The following is a 14495-nucleotide window of genomic DNA, read 5'->3' as shown; positions in this document are numbered from 1 at the left end:
CCCGTAGCCTTCCGTCGTGCCGTCGGACAGGGTCTCAGACGACACGACGGAAGCCACGGTTCCAGGTCAGCGCACCGAAGGCTCGACGGACGGCGCCGAGCCCGGCAGCGGCCGCCCCGCCGACTCCGTCATGAACCACACCGCCACGCCGCCGATCACGGCGGCGGCCATCATGTAGTAGGCGGGCATCATCATGTTCCCGGTCGCCCCGACGAGTGCCGTGACCACCAGCGGGGTCGTGCCGCCGAAGAGCGAGACGGAGACGTTGAAGCCGATGGAGAGCGAGCCGTAGCGGACCTTCGTCGGGAAGAGTGCGGGGAGCGCGGCGGGCATCGCGGCGGTGAAGCAGACAAGGAGCAGACCGAGAGCGCCCATGCCCAGCGCGACCGTGAGCAGGCTGCCCTGGCGGATCAGCAGGATGGCCGGGACGGACAGGGCGAGGAAGCCGACGCAGCCCGCGGCGATCACCGGGCGGCGGCCGATCCGGTCGGTCAGGGCGCCCGCGAAGGGCTGCACGATCATCATCAGCGCCATCACGCCGAGGACCACGAGCAGACCGTGCGTCTCGTCGTACTTGAGCTCGCTGGTCAGATAGCTCGGCATGTAGGAGAGCAGCATGTAGTCGGTGACGTTGAAGACCAGCACCAGGCCCATGCACAGGAGCAGCGCGCGCCACTGGCCGGTGATCATCTCGCGCAGCGGCACCTTGGGACGGTCGGCCTCGGCCTTCTCGAGCTCCGCCGCGAACGCCGGGGTCTCCTCGAGACGCATCCGCAGATAGAGACCGATGATGCCCATCGGGCCCGCGATCAGGAACGGGATCCGCCAGCCCCAGGACAGCAGGTCGTCGGTGGAGAGCAGCGCGGTCATCAGGGTGACCAGGCCCGCGCCGCCGATGTAGCCGACGAGCGTGCCGAACTCCAGCCAGCTCCCGAAGAAGCCGCGCTTCTTGTCCGGCGCGTACTCGGCGATGAAGGTGGAGGCGCCCGCGTACTCGCCGCCGGTCGAGAAGCCCTGCACCAGGCGGGCGGCGAGGAGCAGGATCGGGGCGCCGACGCCGATCGTGGCGTACGACGGGATCAGACCGATCGCGAAGGTGCCCACCGCCATCATGATCATGGTGAGCGCGAGGACCTTCTGGCGGCCGATGCGGTCGCCGAGCGGTCCGAAGACCATCCCGCCGAGCGGGCGGACCAGGAAGGCCGCGGCGAAGGCGCCGAAGGTGGAGAGCAGCTGCGCGGTCGGGTTGCCCGACGGGAAGAAGACCTTGCCCAGGGTCACCGCGATGTAGCTGTAGACGCCGAAGTCGAACCACTCCATCGCGTTGCCCAGTGCGGCGGCCTTCACGGCGCGTTTCACCAGGGCGGGGTCGGTGACGGTGACCTCCGGCGGAGCGGGGGTCCGGGGTCGGGGGACGACGGGCGCGACAGCTGTGGCGGACGGCAAGGGCATGCCTTTCGTCGGGGACAGGGACGGGGCCCACCCTCGGGGCCGGGGACGTGGCCCACCCGAGGGGCGGGGACGCGGCCCACCCGAGGAGTGGGGACCTTGGCCCACCGGGAAGTAGGCCGAAAAGCGACCATAGGGGCACTCATCCGCATTACGTACCGTACGCGACCCGGCGCGCAGTGCGTACGAATGCGGCGTACGCAGGTGCGATGCGAAGGCCGGGAGCCCCATCTTCCGGGCCTGTCTGTGATCCATGTCGCGGAGCGAGAGGGGAACCGAACCGCCCCCGCACTGTCGTCATCCGGACAAAAGGTGGGGGGACGTCAGGTGAAGAGGGGGTTGCCTGCGTCTCTCGACGAGGGCAGTGCGAGCCTCATAGGGTCCCGAGGGGGGCCGACGAACGGGGCACGTGGGACACGCAGGACGAATGGGGCGGGAGGGGCGACCGGGCGTGGCGAATGTGGAGCACGGCGGACGAGCGGGTAATGCCTTCGGGGCGGGGGCTGTCGATACGGCGAGAGAACGGCTGCGCGCCGTCCGCATCGGGCTGTGGGTGATAGCCGCCGTCCTGGCGATACGGCAGGTGGCCGTCGTCCTCAGCACGCCCAAGACGGAGCGGCTGACGGACCTGGAGACCTGGGTCGGCACGGACGGCGTGCTGCATGTGAAGGGGTCGCTGTACGACTCGACGCAGTTCACCGGCACCCCCTTCGGCGGGCTCGTCCTCAAGCCCCTGACCCGCGCGGCCGAGCAGGCCCTCGGCTGGGCCTGGACCTTCGGCACCCTGTCGCTGGTCGTCGCGCTCGGCCTGGTCGCGGCGCGCGCCCTGCCGCAGCCCGTGAGCCGGCGTAGCTCGCTGCTCGCCGCGCCCGTCGCGATCAGCCTGCTGATGCTGTCGCTGCCGGTGCGCAACACTCTCTACCTCGGCCAGACCAGCATCATCCCGGTGCTGCTCGTCCTGCTCGGCTGCTTCACCGTACGCGGAGAGCGCGCCGGCGGCGCACTGATCGGCCTCGCGGCGGCGCTCCAGCCGACCGTGCTGCTCTTCGCGCCGCTGCTCTGGTTCACCGGGCGGCGCCGCGCCGCCGAGTCCACTGGGGTCACCTTCGCCGCCCTCACCGCACTCGCCTGGGCCGCGTTGCCGCACGACTCGTCCACGTACTGGGTGCACCACCTGGCGGGCGTCGGCCTCGGCAAGGAGGCGGACGACCTCGCCAACCAGTCACTGCACGGGGCGCTGCTGCGGCTCGGCCTCACCGGCCCGCTGGAGATCGGCCTGTTCCTGCTGTTCGGCACGGCTGTCGCGGTCCTCGGGCTGCGCCGCGCCGTGCGCTACGCGAAGGACGGCCAGCTGCTGCTCGCCGTCGCGCTCACCGGCTGTGTCGCGGTCGCCGTCTCGCCCACGACCTGGCAGCACCAGCTGCTGTGGGTGCTGCTCGCGGTGGTCGGCAGGGTCGGCAGGAAGACCTCCGACCGCTACATGTGGCCCGTCGCCGTCATCCTCGTCATGACGCTGCCGGCGAAGATGATGCTGCCGAACATGGCGGCGGTCTATCCGCTGCGCGACAACGTGGTGCTGCTCGCCGCGCTCGCCGCGGCCACCGTCGTGCCGTTCCTGTCCCGCACCTCGGAGCATTACCGCAAGCCCATCCCCGCCGAGTTCGCGCAGCCCGTCCCCACCCGCTTCCGGCACGTCCCGCTGCTCCCCTTCCTCGGCCGCGTCCTCACCCGCCCGAACCTGCTGCTCGAACTGCTCCTGATCCGCGTCGGCTACGCCGCCTACCAACAGGTCAGGCTCGCCGCGACGGGCGGCACCAACGCGGGCGGCCGGGCCACCGCCGAGCACCACGGCGACCGGATACTCGCCATCGAGCGCTTCCTGCACCTCGACATCGAGCACTGGGCCAACCATGCCGTGGTCAAGGTCGGCTGGCTGCGGGACTTCTTCGACTTCTACTACGAGTCGTTCCACTTCGTCGTCCCGCTGACCGTCCTCGGCGTGCTGTACGCCCGCCGCCCGGCCGACTACCGCTGGGCGCGTTCGGCGCTCGGCTTCGCCACCCTGCTCGCGCTCGTCGGCTTCTGGCTCTATCCGCTCGCCCCGCCGCGCCTGTTGCCGGGTCTCGGTGTCATCGACACCGTGCACGGCGTCCAGGACTTCTCCAAGCCGGACTACGGCACGCTGACGGCGCTCACCAACCAGTACGCGGCGATGCCCTCGCTGCACTTCGGCTGGTCCCTGTGGTGCGGCCTCGTGATAGCGATCATGGCGCCCAAGTGGTGGATGAAGGCGCTCGGACTGCTGCACCCCTTCTTCACGGTCTCCGCGATCGTGGCGACCGGCAACCACTGGGTGCTGGACGCGGTGGGCGGCGCGGCCGTCGTCGGCGCGGGCTTCGGCCTGACCCATCTGCTCCAGGGCCCGCGGCCCCGGACCCTGATGAAACCCGTGAAAGGGGGCGCGGTCAGCACGAAGGAGCCGGTCCCGGCGACGGGCCGTACTCCGAGCTGATCCGGTACTCGCCCGGCTCGGCCACCGTCAGCCGTGTGAACTCCCCGCTCTTCTCCAGGCAGCCGCCCTCGGCGCGCAGCCACGGCGAGTACGCGACGCGCACGGTCACCGAGCCGGCCCTCGGCATCCGCACATCGATCTCGGCGTTGGTGGTCCGGACGACGGAGGCGGGCGCCGACACCAGCGGCACCGCGTCACGCACCCGGAACACCTGCCAGTGCGCGTCGTTCCACACCGGCTCCAGCCAGGCGGGCCGGGTCTCCACCAGGCGTGCCTCGTCCTCCGCGTATCCGTCCGGTTTGCCCGACGGCAGCACGACGTAGCCGACCGCCCACCGGCCCAGCCAGGCCCGGTAGGTCGCCGCCGAGAAGGTGCCGTCGTAGAAGAGCCGGCCGCGCTCCATGTCCAGCTGGCGGTTCCAGCCGCGCGCCAGGTTCACATGCGGGGCGAGCGCGGTGGCCTCGCGGTGGTTGCGGGCGGGGACGACTTCGACCCGGCCGCGGTCGGCGCCGAGCCGCTCCAGTTCCGAGACAACGCCGTGGGTGTGGGCGGCCCAGGCCGGCACGGCGGTGGAGACCTCCAGGTCGTCGGCGGTCTTCTGGCCGACCCAGGCGACGGAGAGCAGCAGCGCCGCGGCCAGCGCGCCGCGCCGCAACCGGTGCAGTCCCGGCGCGCCGAGCAGCACCGCGAGCAGCACGGCCGGCGCGAACAGCTCCGCGAACCGCTCGACGTTCGTGCCGACCGGCGAGGGGATCAGATACGTCAGAACGGTTCCGGCCGCGTAGACGACACCGCTCCACCGCGCCACCCGCCAGCCCCGCGGGGCCAGTACGGCCACGGTCAGCCCGAGCAGGACCGGCGGCCAGACGCGGGCCGGCGGCATCAACTGTTCGCCGGTGAAGGGGAACAGCAGCGTCGTCACCCCGACCACGACGGCCGGCGGCACCAGCAGCGCGCAGCCCCGCACCTGGTCCCGTGCCGCGAGATACGCCGCCCCCACCACCGCCAGGAACAGCCCGGCCACCGGGCTCGCCATCGTGGCAAGGGCCGCGTACGCCACCGCCAGCAGGACGCGCCGCTCGCGCGCCAGCGGCACACAGGCGGCGAGCCCGAGGGCGACGCCGAGCGCGAAGGTCGTACGCCCCGACGCGACGTTGCACCACAGCGCGAGGGAGGCGAGCAGCGCAGGGCCCACCGGCCGGCGCAGCCCCGTGCGCTCGATCAGCACGGCGGCCAGCCAGGAGGCGGCGAGCCCGGAGAGCACCGTCACCGTGCGCACACCGAGGGCGGCCATCAGGTACGGGGAGATCAGGCTGTAGTCGGCGGTGTGCATCCCGCCGTACCAGAACAGGTTGTACGCCGATCCACCGTGCCGGGACACGAAGCCGGCCCACGCCTCCTGGGCCGCGAGGTCGCCGCCGCCGGTGGCGAGGAACGCCCACCACACCGCGTACAGCGGCAGCATCGGCGCGGTGGCCAGGAGCGGGAGACGGTGGCGGCGGCAGAACGAGCGGACGGGACGGTTCCGGGACGGCGGCGCTCGGTCCGGCCGGACGGGGCTCAGGTCGGTCAGGTCGGCAGAGACCACGGCTCGGCGTTTCCGTTCGACGTCTTCGAAAATGTGGGTTGGCTGTGCCACGTGTGAAGACGTGAAACCGACCGGAAACGTTCAGTACACGGTGGAGCGACTTGTCGCGGGGGAGGCAGGGGCGGGGCGTAGGGGGGATGCCCCTGCCTCCCACGGGACGGGCCGACGGATACCGGGAGGCCGTCGGCCCGAGCACCTCATCCCGCGCTGACCTGAAGTTCCTTGACGCCGTTCAGCCACGCTGAGCGCAGCCGGCGCGGGTCGCCGACGAGGCGCAGGTTCGGCATCGCGTCGGCGATCGCGTGGAAGATGAGGTCGATCTCCAGGGTGGCCAGGGACTTGCCGAGGCAGAAGTGCGGGCCTCCGCCGCCGAAGCCGAGATGCGGGTTGGGGTCGCGGGTGATGTCGAAGGCCTCGGGGCTCTCGAAGACCTCGGGGTCGTTGTTGGCGGAGGAGTAGAAGATGCCGACGCGGTCGCCCTTCTTGATCTGCCGGCCGCCCAGTTCGGTGTCCTGGGTCGCGGTGCGCTGGAAGGAGACGACGGGGGTCGCCCAGCGGACGATCTCCTCGGCGGCGGTCTTCGGGCGCTCCCGCTTGTAGAGGTCCCACTGTTCGGGGTGGGTGAGGAAGGCGTGCATGCCGTGCGTGATGGCGTTGCGGGTCGTCTCGTTGCCCGCGACGGCGAGCAGCAGCACGAAGAAGCCGAACTCGTCGGAGGCCAGGTTCCCCTCGTCCTCGGCCGCCACCAGGGTGCTGACGATGTCCTTGGCGGGGCACTGCTTGCGGTCGGCGGCCATGTTCATCGCGTACGAGATGAGTTCGGTGGCCGATTCGGCTCCGACCTCCTCGGTGATCGCGTACTCCGGGTCGTCGTACGCCACCATCTTGTTGGACCAGTCGAAGATCTTGGCGCGGTCGTCCTGCGGGACGCCGATGAGCTCGGCTATCGCCTGCAGGGGCAGTTCACAGGCGACCTGGGTGACGAAGTCGAAGGCGCCGTCCGGGCCCGCGTGCGCGAGCGCGTTCTCGACGATCGAGCCGGCGCGGGCGCGCAGGGCGTCCTCCAGGGAGCGGATGGCCCGCGGGGTGAAGCCGCGCTGCACGATCTGGCGGACCCGGGTGTGCTCGGGCGGGTCCATGTTGAGCATGATCAGCCGCTGGACTTCGATCTGTTCGCGCTGGATGTGCTCGTTGAAGCGGATGACCGCGGTGTTGAGGAACGAGGAGAAGAGCTCGGGGTGCGTGGAGACGTACCTGACGTCCGCGTGCCGCGTGACGGCCCAGTAGCCGTCGTCCTCGAAGCCCGCGATCCCCGGCTGTTGCGGAATCCAGTGGACCGGTTCGGCCCGGCGCAGCTCGGCGAACTCCGGGAGGGGAACGCGGTGGTGCAGCAGATCGGGATCGGTGAAATCGAACCCGTCGGGCAGCGCTGGACAGGGCATCGGCAACTCCAGGTCTCGCACCTACGGTTCTGGCGATCGGGTTCTGGCGGTCGGTTCCGACCACCGGTTCTGACGGTCCATCAGGAACGCGGAATTGTCGTGAAGGTAGTAACGGGTTCTACAAGTGGCAAGGGGTGCGGGGCCTCGAATTGCGTGCGGGATTCGTGCAGATCGCAACTTCGGAGGCTGCAAGACCCTTGCGGTGGTGGACATGCTGTCAGCAGACTGCAGTCAGAACTAGAACGCGTACTAGTTCTGCGCGGTGGGTGGGCCGGGACGCCCCGCGCTGCGCGGGTCAGCGAGGAGAGGACGAGCCCCCATGGCCGCGGAACCCGTGATCGTCGAAGCCGTACGCACCCCGATCGGCAAGCGCGGCGGCGCGCTCGCCAACCTCCACCCCGCCTATCTCCTGGGCGAGACCTACCGTGAACTCCTCGGCCGCACCGGCATCCACGCCGACTGCGTCGAGCAGATCGTCGGCGGCACGGTGACCCACGCCGGCGAGCAGTCCATGAACCCCGCGCGCACCGCCTGGCTCACCATGGGCCTGCCGTACGAGACGGCGGCCACGACGGTGGACTGCCAGTGCGGCTCGTCGCAGCAGGCGTCGCACATGGTGGCCAACATGGTCGCGGCGGGCATCATCGACGTGGGCATCTCCTGCGGTGTCGAGGCGATGTCCCGGGTGCCGCTTGGCTCCGGGTCCAAGCACGGGCCGGGCAAGCCGTTCCCCGACGAGTGGAACGTGGATCTGCCCAACCAGTTCGAGGCGGCGGAACGGATCGCGCGCCACCGCGGGCTGACCCGGGAGAACGTGGACTCCCTCGGGCTCGTCTCCCAGGAGCGGGCGGCCACCGCCTGGTCCGAGGAGCGCTTCAAACGCGAGACCTTCGCCGTCCAGGTGCCCACGACGGAGGACGAACAGCGGGCCGGACAGGGCATGTGGCGGCTCGTCGACCGGGACGAGGGGCTGCGCGACACGTCCATGGAGGCGCTGGCGAAGCTGAAGCCGGTGATGCCGACGGCGGTGCACACGGCGGGCAACTCCTCGCAGATCTCGGACGGCGCGTCCGCGATCATGTGGGCGTCGAAGCGGATGGCGCGGGCCCTGAAGCTGCGGCCCCGCGCGCGGATCGTGGCCCAGGCGCTGGTCGGCGCGGACCCGCACTTCCACCTGGACGGGCCGATCGACGCGACGCGCGCGGTGCTGGGCAAGGCCGGGATGTCGCTGAAGGACATCGACCTCGTCGAGATCAACGAGGCCTTCGCGTCCGTGGTGTTGAGCTGGGCGCAGGTCTTCGAGCAGGACCTGGAGAAGGTGAACGTGAACGGGGGCGCGATCGCGCTCGGGCACCCGGTGGGGGCGACGGGAGCACGGCTCATCACCACTGCCCTGCACGAACTGGAGCGCCGGGACAGGGAGTTCGCGCTGATCACGATGTGCGCGGGTGGCGGGCTGGCCACCGGCACGATCATCCAGCGGTTGTAGTCGTCCGGTCGACGAACGTCGTGATCGCGGCGGGCCGAAAGGGCGCGGGGCTGACGGCGTGTTCGTCAGCCCCAGCCCTGGCGTGTGCTACTTGCGCCCCGCGAAGCGCATCAGGTCCCGCTCGTCCCCCTGCTTGATCTTCCCCGTCTCGTTGATGACCTGGAGCTTCCAACGCCCGTCGACCCGGAGCGCCTTGGCCACGGCGCAGCCGTTGTCGTTGGTGAGCAGGCTCGGCCATATGTCGGCGACCTGCTGGGTGCTGCCCCCGGTCGCGTCGTAGACCTTGAAACTGATGTTGCGGGCCTTCTGGAAGGCGCTGCCCTTCTTGTACGCGGCGGCGACGAACACGATCGACGTGATGTTCGGCGGTATCCGGGCGAACTCGACGGTCACCGTCTCGTCGTCGCCCTCACCTCGTCCGGTCTGGTTGTCGCCGCTGTGCGTCAGCGAGCCATTGCCCATCGGGTCCAGGGAGTCGAGGCCCGCCAGTCGTACCGGGTCCGAGTTCTGCATCGCGATGGCGATCAGGTCGAGGTCGGTGCCGACGTTGCGGCGGATCTTCCCCATCAGGCCGCCGCTGCTCCCGGCGGTGGGGTCCCAGGACACCCCGATGGACAGATGGGTCACCCCGTCCAGATCTGCCGGACCGTCTTCCTTCGTGAGCGTGATCATGCGTGATCCTCTTGGTGGTGGACAGCAACGAATGAAGTGTGCCTGAGCCGCCTGTGCCCGGCATACCGGGTATGGGAATGGCTGTTCGGTGTCGCGTACGCGCTCGTACTCGCGGCGGTTCTCATCGGCGGCCCGCAATGGTCGTGCTACTCCGTTCCGGACGCCGTCACCGCCAGCACCCCCGCCGCCCCCGCCGCGATCACCAGCGGGATGCCCAGCCCTTGATGCAGCACCAGCCACGCGCCGAGCAGCGCGCCCGCCAGCATGGCGAACACCGACGCCGTGCGGCGTGGGGAGCGTTTGCCCGCGCCGCCGCCCAGGCGGGAGTCGGCGGCCAGGCCGGTCAGAGTCATCGTCAGGACGGTGGTGGTCAGGTCGGGGACGCCCAGCTTGCGGACGGTCGCGTTGCGCAGACCCATGGCGAAGGCGGTCAGCGCGATCAGGGCGTAGAGGGTGCCGGGGGCGGCGAAGGCGACCAGCGACGCCGCGCCGACCATGACCGCCTCCGCGCCGAGCGTGGCGCGGACCCAGGTGCGGCGCGAGCCCCCGCCCATCCACCGTCCGACGCGTCCGCCCGCCACCGCGCCCGCCAGGAACGACACCAGCGACACCAGCGCATGCCGGGTCGAGAAGCCCGGCGCGCCCGCCGCGGCGAAGCCGAGTACCACCACATTGCCGGTCATGTTCGCCGTGAAGACATGCCCGAGGCCCAGATAACTCACCGCGTCGATGAGCCCGCTGACCACGGTCATCCCCAACAGCACCGCCACCAGCCGCACTCCGCGCTCCTCCGGGGCGCGCGTCTTCTCCGTCGGCGTGGTCAATGGGTGCCTCCGGTCAGCAGGACGTCCGCGGTGGACTCAGGTCCACCGCGGACGCGGGGGACTCTCGGATGTCGACGCGAACCGTGCTTCCGTAGCGTCGAGGACATGAGCGATAACACACAAAAGACCGTCAAATCCATGGAAACACGCCGCATTTGGCGTACGCGCAGAGGAGGCGCCCTTCTAGCGGCTGCGCTCCTGGCGGGTCTCGCCGGGGCCCCGGCGGCTACGGCGGCCGCGTCCGCGTCCGTCCATCGGCCGGAATCGCGCGGCACCCTCGTCTCCGTCACACCCGTCGCCTCACACGACGCGGGGGGGGGCGTGAAGCAGTTCCTCGCCGAACGGGACATGGCCACGGATTCCGTGCGGTACGGCGTACGGGCGTACCGGCTGACGTACCGGACCGTCGACCCGTACGGGAAGTCCACCACCGCCACCGGGCTGCTCACCCTCCCCGTCGGCGGCCGGCACCGTCTCGACATCGTCTCGGACACGCACGGCACGATGGTGAACCGCGACTACGCGCCCTCCGTCGGCGAGGACTTCGGGCGTATCCCCTCCTATCTGCACGCCACGGCCGGACGCGCCGTCGTAGCGCCCGACTGTCTGGGCCTCGGGAAGGGGCCCGGCCGCCATCCCTACATGGACACCCGCTCATCCGTGACCGCCTCCGTCGACATGCTGCGGGCGGCCCGGACGGCGGCGGATCGGCTGGGCAGGCCGCTGAGTGGCGATGTGTACGCGACCGGCTTCTCGCAGGGCGGGCAGGTGGCCATGGCGCTCGGGCGGGCGCTGGAGGGCGGAGCGGACCGGCACTTCCGGCTGAAGGCGCTGGCTCCGATCAGCGGGCCGTACGACTTGGCGGGCGAGGAGATTCCGGCGCTGTTCGACGGGCGGGTCAACGACGCGAGCGGGCTCCTCTACAGCTCGTACTTGCCGGTCGCGCAGAGCAGGCTGCATCCGATCTACAAGGGCCCGGCCGAGGCCTTCCGCGCGCCGTACGCGAGCCGCGTCGAGGGACTGTACGACGGGACGCACGAGGAGGAGGACATCCTGAAGGCGCTGCCGCAGACGGTGCGGGAGATGCTCACCCCGGCCTTCGTCGAGAAGATGCGGCATCCCGGCGGGGGGCTGCTCGACGCGATGCGCGCGGCCGATCACACCTGCGACTGGAAGCCGGCCGTGCCGGTGCGGCTGTACGCGGGGGCGGCCGACACCGACGTACCGATCGGGAACGTTCGTAGCTGTGCGCGGCAGCTGGCCGAGCAGGGGAAGACGGTGAAGGTGGTCGACCAGGGGGACGTGGACCACCTCGGGTCGTTCCAGGTGTCGGCGCCTCAGGTGGTGCGGTGGTTCGACGCCCTGAGTGACTAGGGCATGGCGAAGGCGGCGGCCCCGGGGATGGGGGCCGCCGCCTTCGTGCAAAGGAACGCTCTGCGACGAGCGGGGAGACCTGTGCTCGCACTGCCGTCCTGGCCGGCGCTTCAGCCGATGCGAGCTCCCGCGCCGCTGACACGGACACGCGGGTCGCCCGGCCGCAGCGTCACCGTGAGCTCGCCGGGGCGGCCCAGGTCCTCGCCCTGATGCAGGGTCAGGACGGCATCCTCCGGGACCAGGACGAGCTCACGGGCGTATGCACCGAACGCGGCGGCCGCGGCGCCGGTCGCCGGGTCCTCGACGACGCCGCCGACGGGGAACGGGTCACGGACATGGAAGACGGTGGCCGACTCCCGCCACACCAACTGGATCGTGGTCAGGTCCAAGCGGTGCATGAGGGCTTCGAGGCGCGCGAAGTCGTACGCGAGATCTGCGAGGCGAGCGCGCGTCGCCGCCCCGAGAACGAGATGGCGGGCGCCGGCGAACGCGATACGGGGCGGGAAGGCCGCGTCGAGATCGGCGGCCGGCCAGCCGAGCGCGGCGAGCGCCTCCGCCAGGTCGGCGTCGGCGATCTCCTCGATGTGCGGCTGGACACTGGTGAGTGTGGCCCTGACCGTCCCGCCCTCCTCGGCCACCTCCACCGGCACAGTGCCGGCGCGCGTCGCGAACACCAGCTCCCCGGGGCCTGTCCGCTCGGCGAGCGCGACGGCGGTCGCGACGGTGGCGTGCCCGCAGAACGGCACCTCGGCCTTAGGGCTGAAGTAACGGATGCTGTACGCCCGCCCCTCTTGCCCGCCGAGGCCCTCCGGGGGCGCGGTCAGGAACGCGGACTCCGAGTATCCGAGGTCGGCGGCGATGGCCAGCATGTCGCTGTCGTTCAGGGCGGTGGCGTCCAGAACGACGCCGGCGGGGTTTCCGCCGTCGGGGGAGCTGGAGAAGGCCGTGTATCGCAGGACCTCGGGCCGCGGCGCATTCGTCGTCATGCTCGCGGCAACGCGGGGCGCTCGCACGGCTATTCCTGGACGCGGGCGAAGGCGGCGGCCCCGGGGATCGGGGGGGCCGCCGCCTTCGGGTACGGGGGTGTGGCTCGGCTGATCAGTACCAGCCGTTGGCCTGCCAGAAGTTCCAGGCGGCGGTGGGGCTGCCGTAGCGGGAGTTCATGTAGTCCAGGCCCCACTTGATCTGGGTGGCGGGGTTGGTCTTCCAGTCGCTGCCGGCGGTGGCCATCTTGGAGGCGGGCAGGGCCTGGACGAGGCCGTAGGCGCCGGAGGAGGCGTTGGTGGCGCTGGGGTTCCAGCCGCTCTCGTGCTCGACGATCTTGCTGAAGGCGTTGTACTGCGCGGCGTCGGGGATCATCTGGTGCGCGATTGCCTGGGCGGAGGAGGCCGAGGTGGTGGTGGCGGGGGCGGCCTGTGCGGGGGCCGCGGCCAGGACCATGCCGGTGGTGGCGGCGGCCACGGCGGCACCGGCGAGGGCCTTCTTCGGGGAGGCAACGACGCGGCGGATGACGGAGACGGTCACGCGGGGCACCTTTTCTTCGGGGGCAAGGGAGTCGCTGTGTGCCGTGGCCACGTGGTGCGTGGTGTCGGTATACGTCGGCGCCGGGGGCCCGGGTGGGTCCGTCGGCGCCTGGCGACGAGCTCAAGAGAAACAGGCTCGGACCGTGTCCGCAATGACCCCTTTTACTAGTGGTGGTCGCATGGGCGAAGAAAGTCCCTCGTGTGACCTGGCTCTCAAAGCGCAGGTCAGGGCCCCTTATGACGCGGACATGGCGTCCTATTTGTCCTACTGTCGTCGTTAGTATGTGACGTAGGCCCTGTGGGGTGCTTCACCCCGGAACTGGCGCAGGGTGCGCGACCGCCCACACGGCGCTGTCGCGGAGTGTGACCTGGGCCGCAGATCACCAGGGCTCGAAGGTGACCGGGGTCGCTCAGCCCGCGGCTGTAGCCGTCCAGTCGACGAACGTGGTGAACGCGGCGGGGGCGAGGGTGAGGATCGGTCCCGCCGGGTTCTTCGAGTCGCGGACGGCGATGGTGGTGTGGGGGGCTTCGGCGATCTCTACGCACGAACCGCCCTGGTCGCTGCTGTACGAGGACTTGCGCCATGCGGCTCACGGTCGGCGCGCACTCGGCGTGGCACATCAGGCGCATCGTCCGCTCGCTGCTGGACGATTGGGGCTTGACGGAGCTGGCCGGCGCCGTGGAACTGGGTGTGACCGAGCTGGTCGCCAACGTCGTACGGCATGTCCCGGACCGGCGCTGCTCGCTGCTGATGCTGCGAAAGGCGGCGGGAGTCCGTATCGAGGTGGCGGACGGCTCCGAGCAACTCCCGTGCAGCCCTCCCGAGTTGCTTGCGGAGCCAGGGGCAGAGGCGGAGGGCGGCCGTGGGCTGGTCCTGCTGGACGCCGTGGTCGACAAGTGGGGTGTGGACCCTGGACCTGGGGGAGGCAAGACAGTGTGGTTCGAGTGCCGGGGCGGCTGTGACGGTTGACCCGCGTCACGGGGAGCGAACCCGCTTCGGGTTCCTGTCGTCCGCGCCGATGCCGAGCACGCCGTACAGGACGAGTGCCAAGTGCCCCCTTCGTCCGTGCTGTTGACTACGAGTGGGCGGAATGGTGAGAACCCGCTGCGCCGCTGCCCGGCTGCGTGTCTCACCTGTGCGACGAGGGAGGTTTGGTTGTGGAGACGGTGCCGGAGGTGCGGAAGGCGTCAGGGCTCTGGTCGGCGGGGTTCCGCATGGGCGCGCTTCTCGGGATTCCGACATCGCTGATCGCGATTTTCGTCGTCGGCCGGATATGGACGTCGTGCGATGTCGGGGTGAACGCCTCGGCCAATTCACTGTTCCTGCTTTTCGTCGCACCGTTCATCTGGATCGCCGGCACGGTTGCCTGGGTGCTTCTTTACGGTGCGATCGGAAGGTTCCGCCGGGGCGCCGCCGTCGCCGTCGGAACCGTCTTCAACCTGTGGTTGCTCTGGTTCGTCGTGACGGGAGTGGGCGCGATGGGTTCATATCCTTATGCCGTGTGTCCGGGAAATGTCCCGCCGTGGTGGCCGGGGTTCATTCCGTCCTGAGAGAACCGCTCGGCCAAAGCGATGGTCATCATCGATCATCGCTTCCGGGTGGCCGGCTGCGCGACAGCGCG

General features: G+C 70.5%; 13 protein-coding genes. 5 read left to right on the top strand and 8 right to left on the bottom strand.

What is annotated here, in order from left to right; genetic code table 11:
- Nucleotides 1-66: 66 nt before the first annotated feature.
- Nucleotides 67-1452 (bottom strand): glycine betaine/L-proline transporter ProP, encoded by a 1386-nt coding sequence (gene proP / locus OG390_RS15685; protein ID WP_406168425.1) that lies wholly within the window; start codon nt 1450-1452, stop codon nt 67-69.
- Between the two features lie 448 nt (nt 1453-1900).
- Here proP and OG390_RS15680 point away from each other — a divergent pair, with 448 nt between their 5' ends.
- On the top strand, nt 1901-3961 hold the full coding sequence (locus OG390_RS15680) for a bifunctional glycosyltransferase 87/phosphatase PAP2 family protein (RefSeq protein WP_406168423.1): 2061 nt from the start codon (nt 1901-1903) through the stop codon (nt 3959-3961).
- On the opposite strand, the gene OG390_RS15675 is transcribed toward OG390_RS15680, so the two are convergent.
- Together OG390_RS15675 and OG390_RS15670 are read right to left on the bottom strand one after the other, a co-directional pair.
- Nucleotides 3915-5549 (bottom strand): hypothetical protein, encoded by a 1635-nt coding sequence (locus tag OG390_RS15675; protein WP_406168421.1) that lies wholly within the window; start codon nt 5547-5549, stop codon nt 3915-3917. The genes OG390_RS15680 and OG390_RS15675 overlap by 47 nt on opposite strands.
- Before the next feature lie 197 nt (nt 5550-5746).
- Nucleotides 5747-6991 (bottom strand): cytochrome P450, encoded by a 1245-nt coding sequence (locus OG390_RS15670; RefSeq protein ID WP_406168419.1) that lies wholly within the window; start codon nt 6989-6991, stop codon nt 5747-5749.
- A 319-nt stretch (nt 6992-7310) separates the two neighbouring features.
- On the opposite strand from OG390_RS15670, the gene OG390_RS15665 reads away from it, so the two are divergent.
- Entirely contained in the window at nt 7311-8480 is a 1170-nt protein-coding gene (locus OG390_RS15665; protein WP_406168417.1) for a steroid 3-ketoacyl-CoA thiolase, read from the top strand.
- A gap of 87 nt (nt 8481-8567) precedes the next feature.
- Here the strand turns inward: OG390_RS15665 and OG390_RS15660 are convergent, their stop codons facing one another.
- Complete coding sequence (locus OG390_RS15660; RefSeq protein WP_406168416.1) at nt 8568-9152, bottom strand: TerD family protein; 585 nt, start codon at nt 9150-9152, stop codon at nt 8568-8570.
- Between the two features lie 146 nt (nt 9153-9298).
- On the bottom strand, nt 9299-9976 hold the full coding sequence (locus OG390_RS15655; protein ID WP_406168414.1) for a YoaK family protein: 678 nt from the start codon (nt 9974-9976) through the stop codon (nt 9299-9301).
- Nucleotides 9977-10081: 105 nt separating this feature from the next.
- Here OG390_RS15655 and OG390_RS15650 point away from each other — a divergent pair, with 105 nt between their 5' ends.
- The gene (locus tag OG390_RS15650; RefSeq protein ID WP_406168413.1) at nt 10082-11350 is read left to right on the top strand and encodes an alpha/beta hydrolase; all 1269 of its coding nucleotides are present in this window, start codon (nt 10082-10084) and stop codon (nt 11348-11350) included.
- 110 nt (nt 11351-11460) lie between these two features.
- Here the strand turns inward: OG390_RS15650 and OG390_RS15645 are convergent, their stop codons facing one another.
- The 3 genes from OG390_RS15645 to OG390_RS15635 form a co-directional block, all read right to left on the bottom strand.
- Nucleotides 11461-12336: a PhzF family phenazine biosynthesis protein gene (locus OG390_RS15645; protein WP_406168411.1), complete on the bottom strand. Its 876-nt coding sequence runs from the start codon at nt 12334-12336 to the stop codon at nt 11461-11463.
- A gap of 112 nt (nt 12337-12448) precedes the next feature.
- A complete protein-coding gene (locus OG390_RS15640) occupies nt 12449-12874 on the bottom strand; it encodes a transglycosylase SLT domain-containing protein (protein ID WP_406168402.1) in 426 nt (141 codons plus the stop codon).
- Between the two features lie 409 nt (nt 12875-13283).
- Nucleotides 13284-13409, bottom strand: coding sequence for a DUF397 domain-containing protein (locus tag OG390_RS15635; protein WP_406177683.1), 126 nt, complete (start codon nt 13407-13409; stop codon nt 13284-13286).
- 47 nt (nt 13410-13456) lie between these two features.
- Between OG390_RS15635 and OG390_RS15630 the strand changes: the two genes are divergently transcribed.
- Nucleotides 13457-13843, top strand: a complete 387-nt coding sequence (locus tag OG390_RS15630; RefSeq protein WP_406168410.1) for an ATP-binding protein — start codon at nt 13457-13459, stop codon at nt 13841-13843.
- A gap of 188 nt (nt 13844-14031) precedes the next feature.
- Nucleotides 14032-14424 carry a hypothetical protein gene (locus OG390_RS15625; RefSeq protein WP_406168408.1) on the top strand — a complete coding sequence of 131 codons (393 nt, stop codon included), beginning with the start codon at nt 14032-14034 and terminating at the stop codon, nt 14422-14424.
- Nucleotides 14425-14495 lie beyond the last annotated feature (71 nt).

Origin of the sequence: Streptomyces sp. NBC_00996 (assembly GCF_045162675.1) — a bacterium.
In the GTDB taxonomy this organism is placed as follows: domain Bacteria; phylum Actinomycetota; class Actinomycetes; order Streptomycetales; family Streptomycetaceae; genus Streptomyces.
The sequence above is the reverse complement of the archived record's forward strand: the minus strand, read 5'-3'. Positions and strand labels throughout refer to the sequence as shown.

Bases quoted from the DNA above. Each gene is read 5' to 3' on its own strand.
- proP (WP_406168425.1), bottom strand. From the start codon at position 1,452: ATGCCCTTGCCGTCCGCCACAGCTGTCGCGCCCGTCGTCCCCCGACCC.
- OG390_RS15670 (WP_406168419.1), bottom strand. From the start codon at position 6,991: ATGCCCTGTCCAGCGCTGCCCGACGGGTTCGATTTCACCGATCCCGAT.
- OG390_RS15665 (WP_406168417.1), top strand. From the start codon at position 7,311: ATGGCCGCGGAACCCGTGATCGTCGAAGCCGTACGCACCCCGATCGGC.
- OG390_RS15660 (WP_406168416.1), bottom strand. From the start codon at position 9,152: ATGATCACGCTCACGAAGGAAGACGGTCCGGCAGATCTGGACGGGGTG.
- OG390_RS15650 (WP_406168413.1), top strand. From the start codon at position 10,082: ATGAGCGATAACACACAAAAGACCGTCAAATCCATGGAAACACGCCGC.
- OG390_RS15645 (WP_406168411.1), bottom strand. From the start codon at position 12,336: ATGACGACGAATGCGCCGCGGCCCGAGGTCCTGCGATACACGGCCTTC.
- OG390_RS15630 (WP_406168410.1), top strand. From the start codon at position 13,457: ATGCGGCTCACGGTCGGCGCGCACTCGGCGTGGCACATCAGGCGCATC.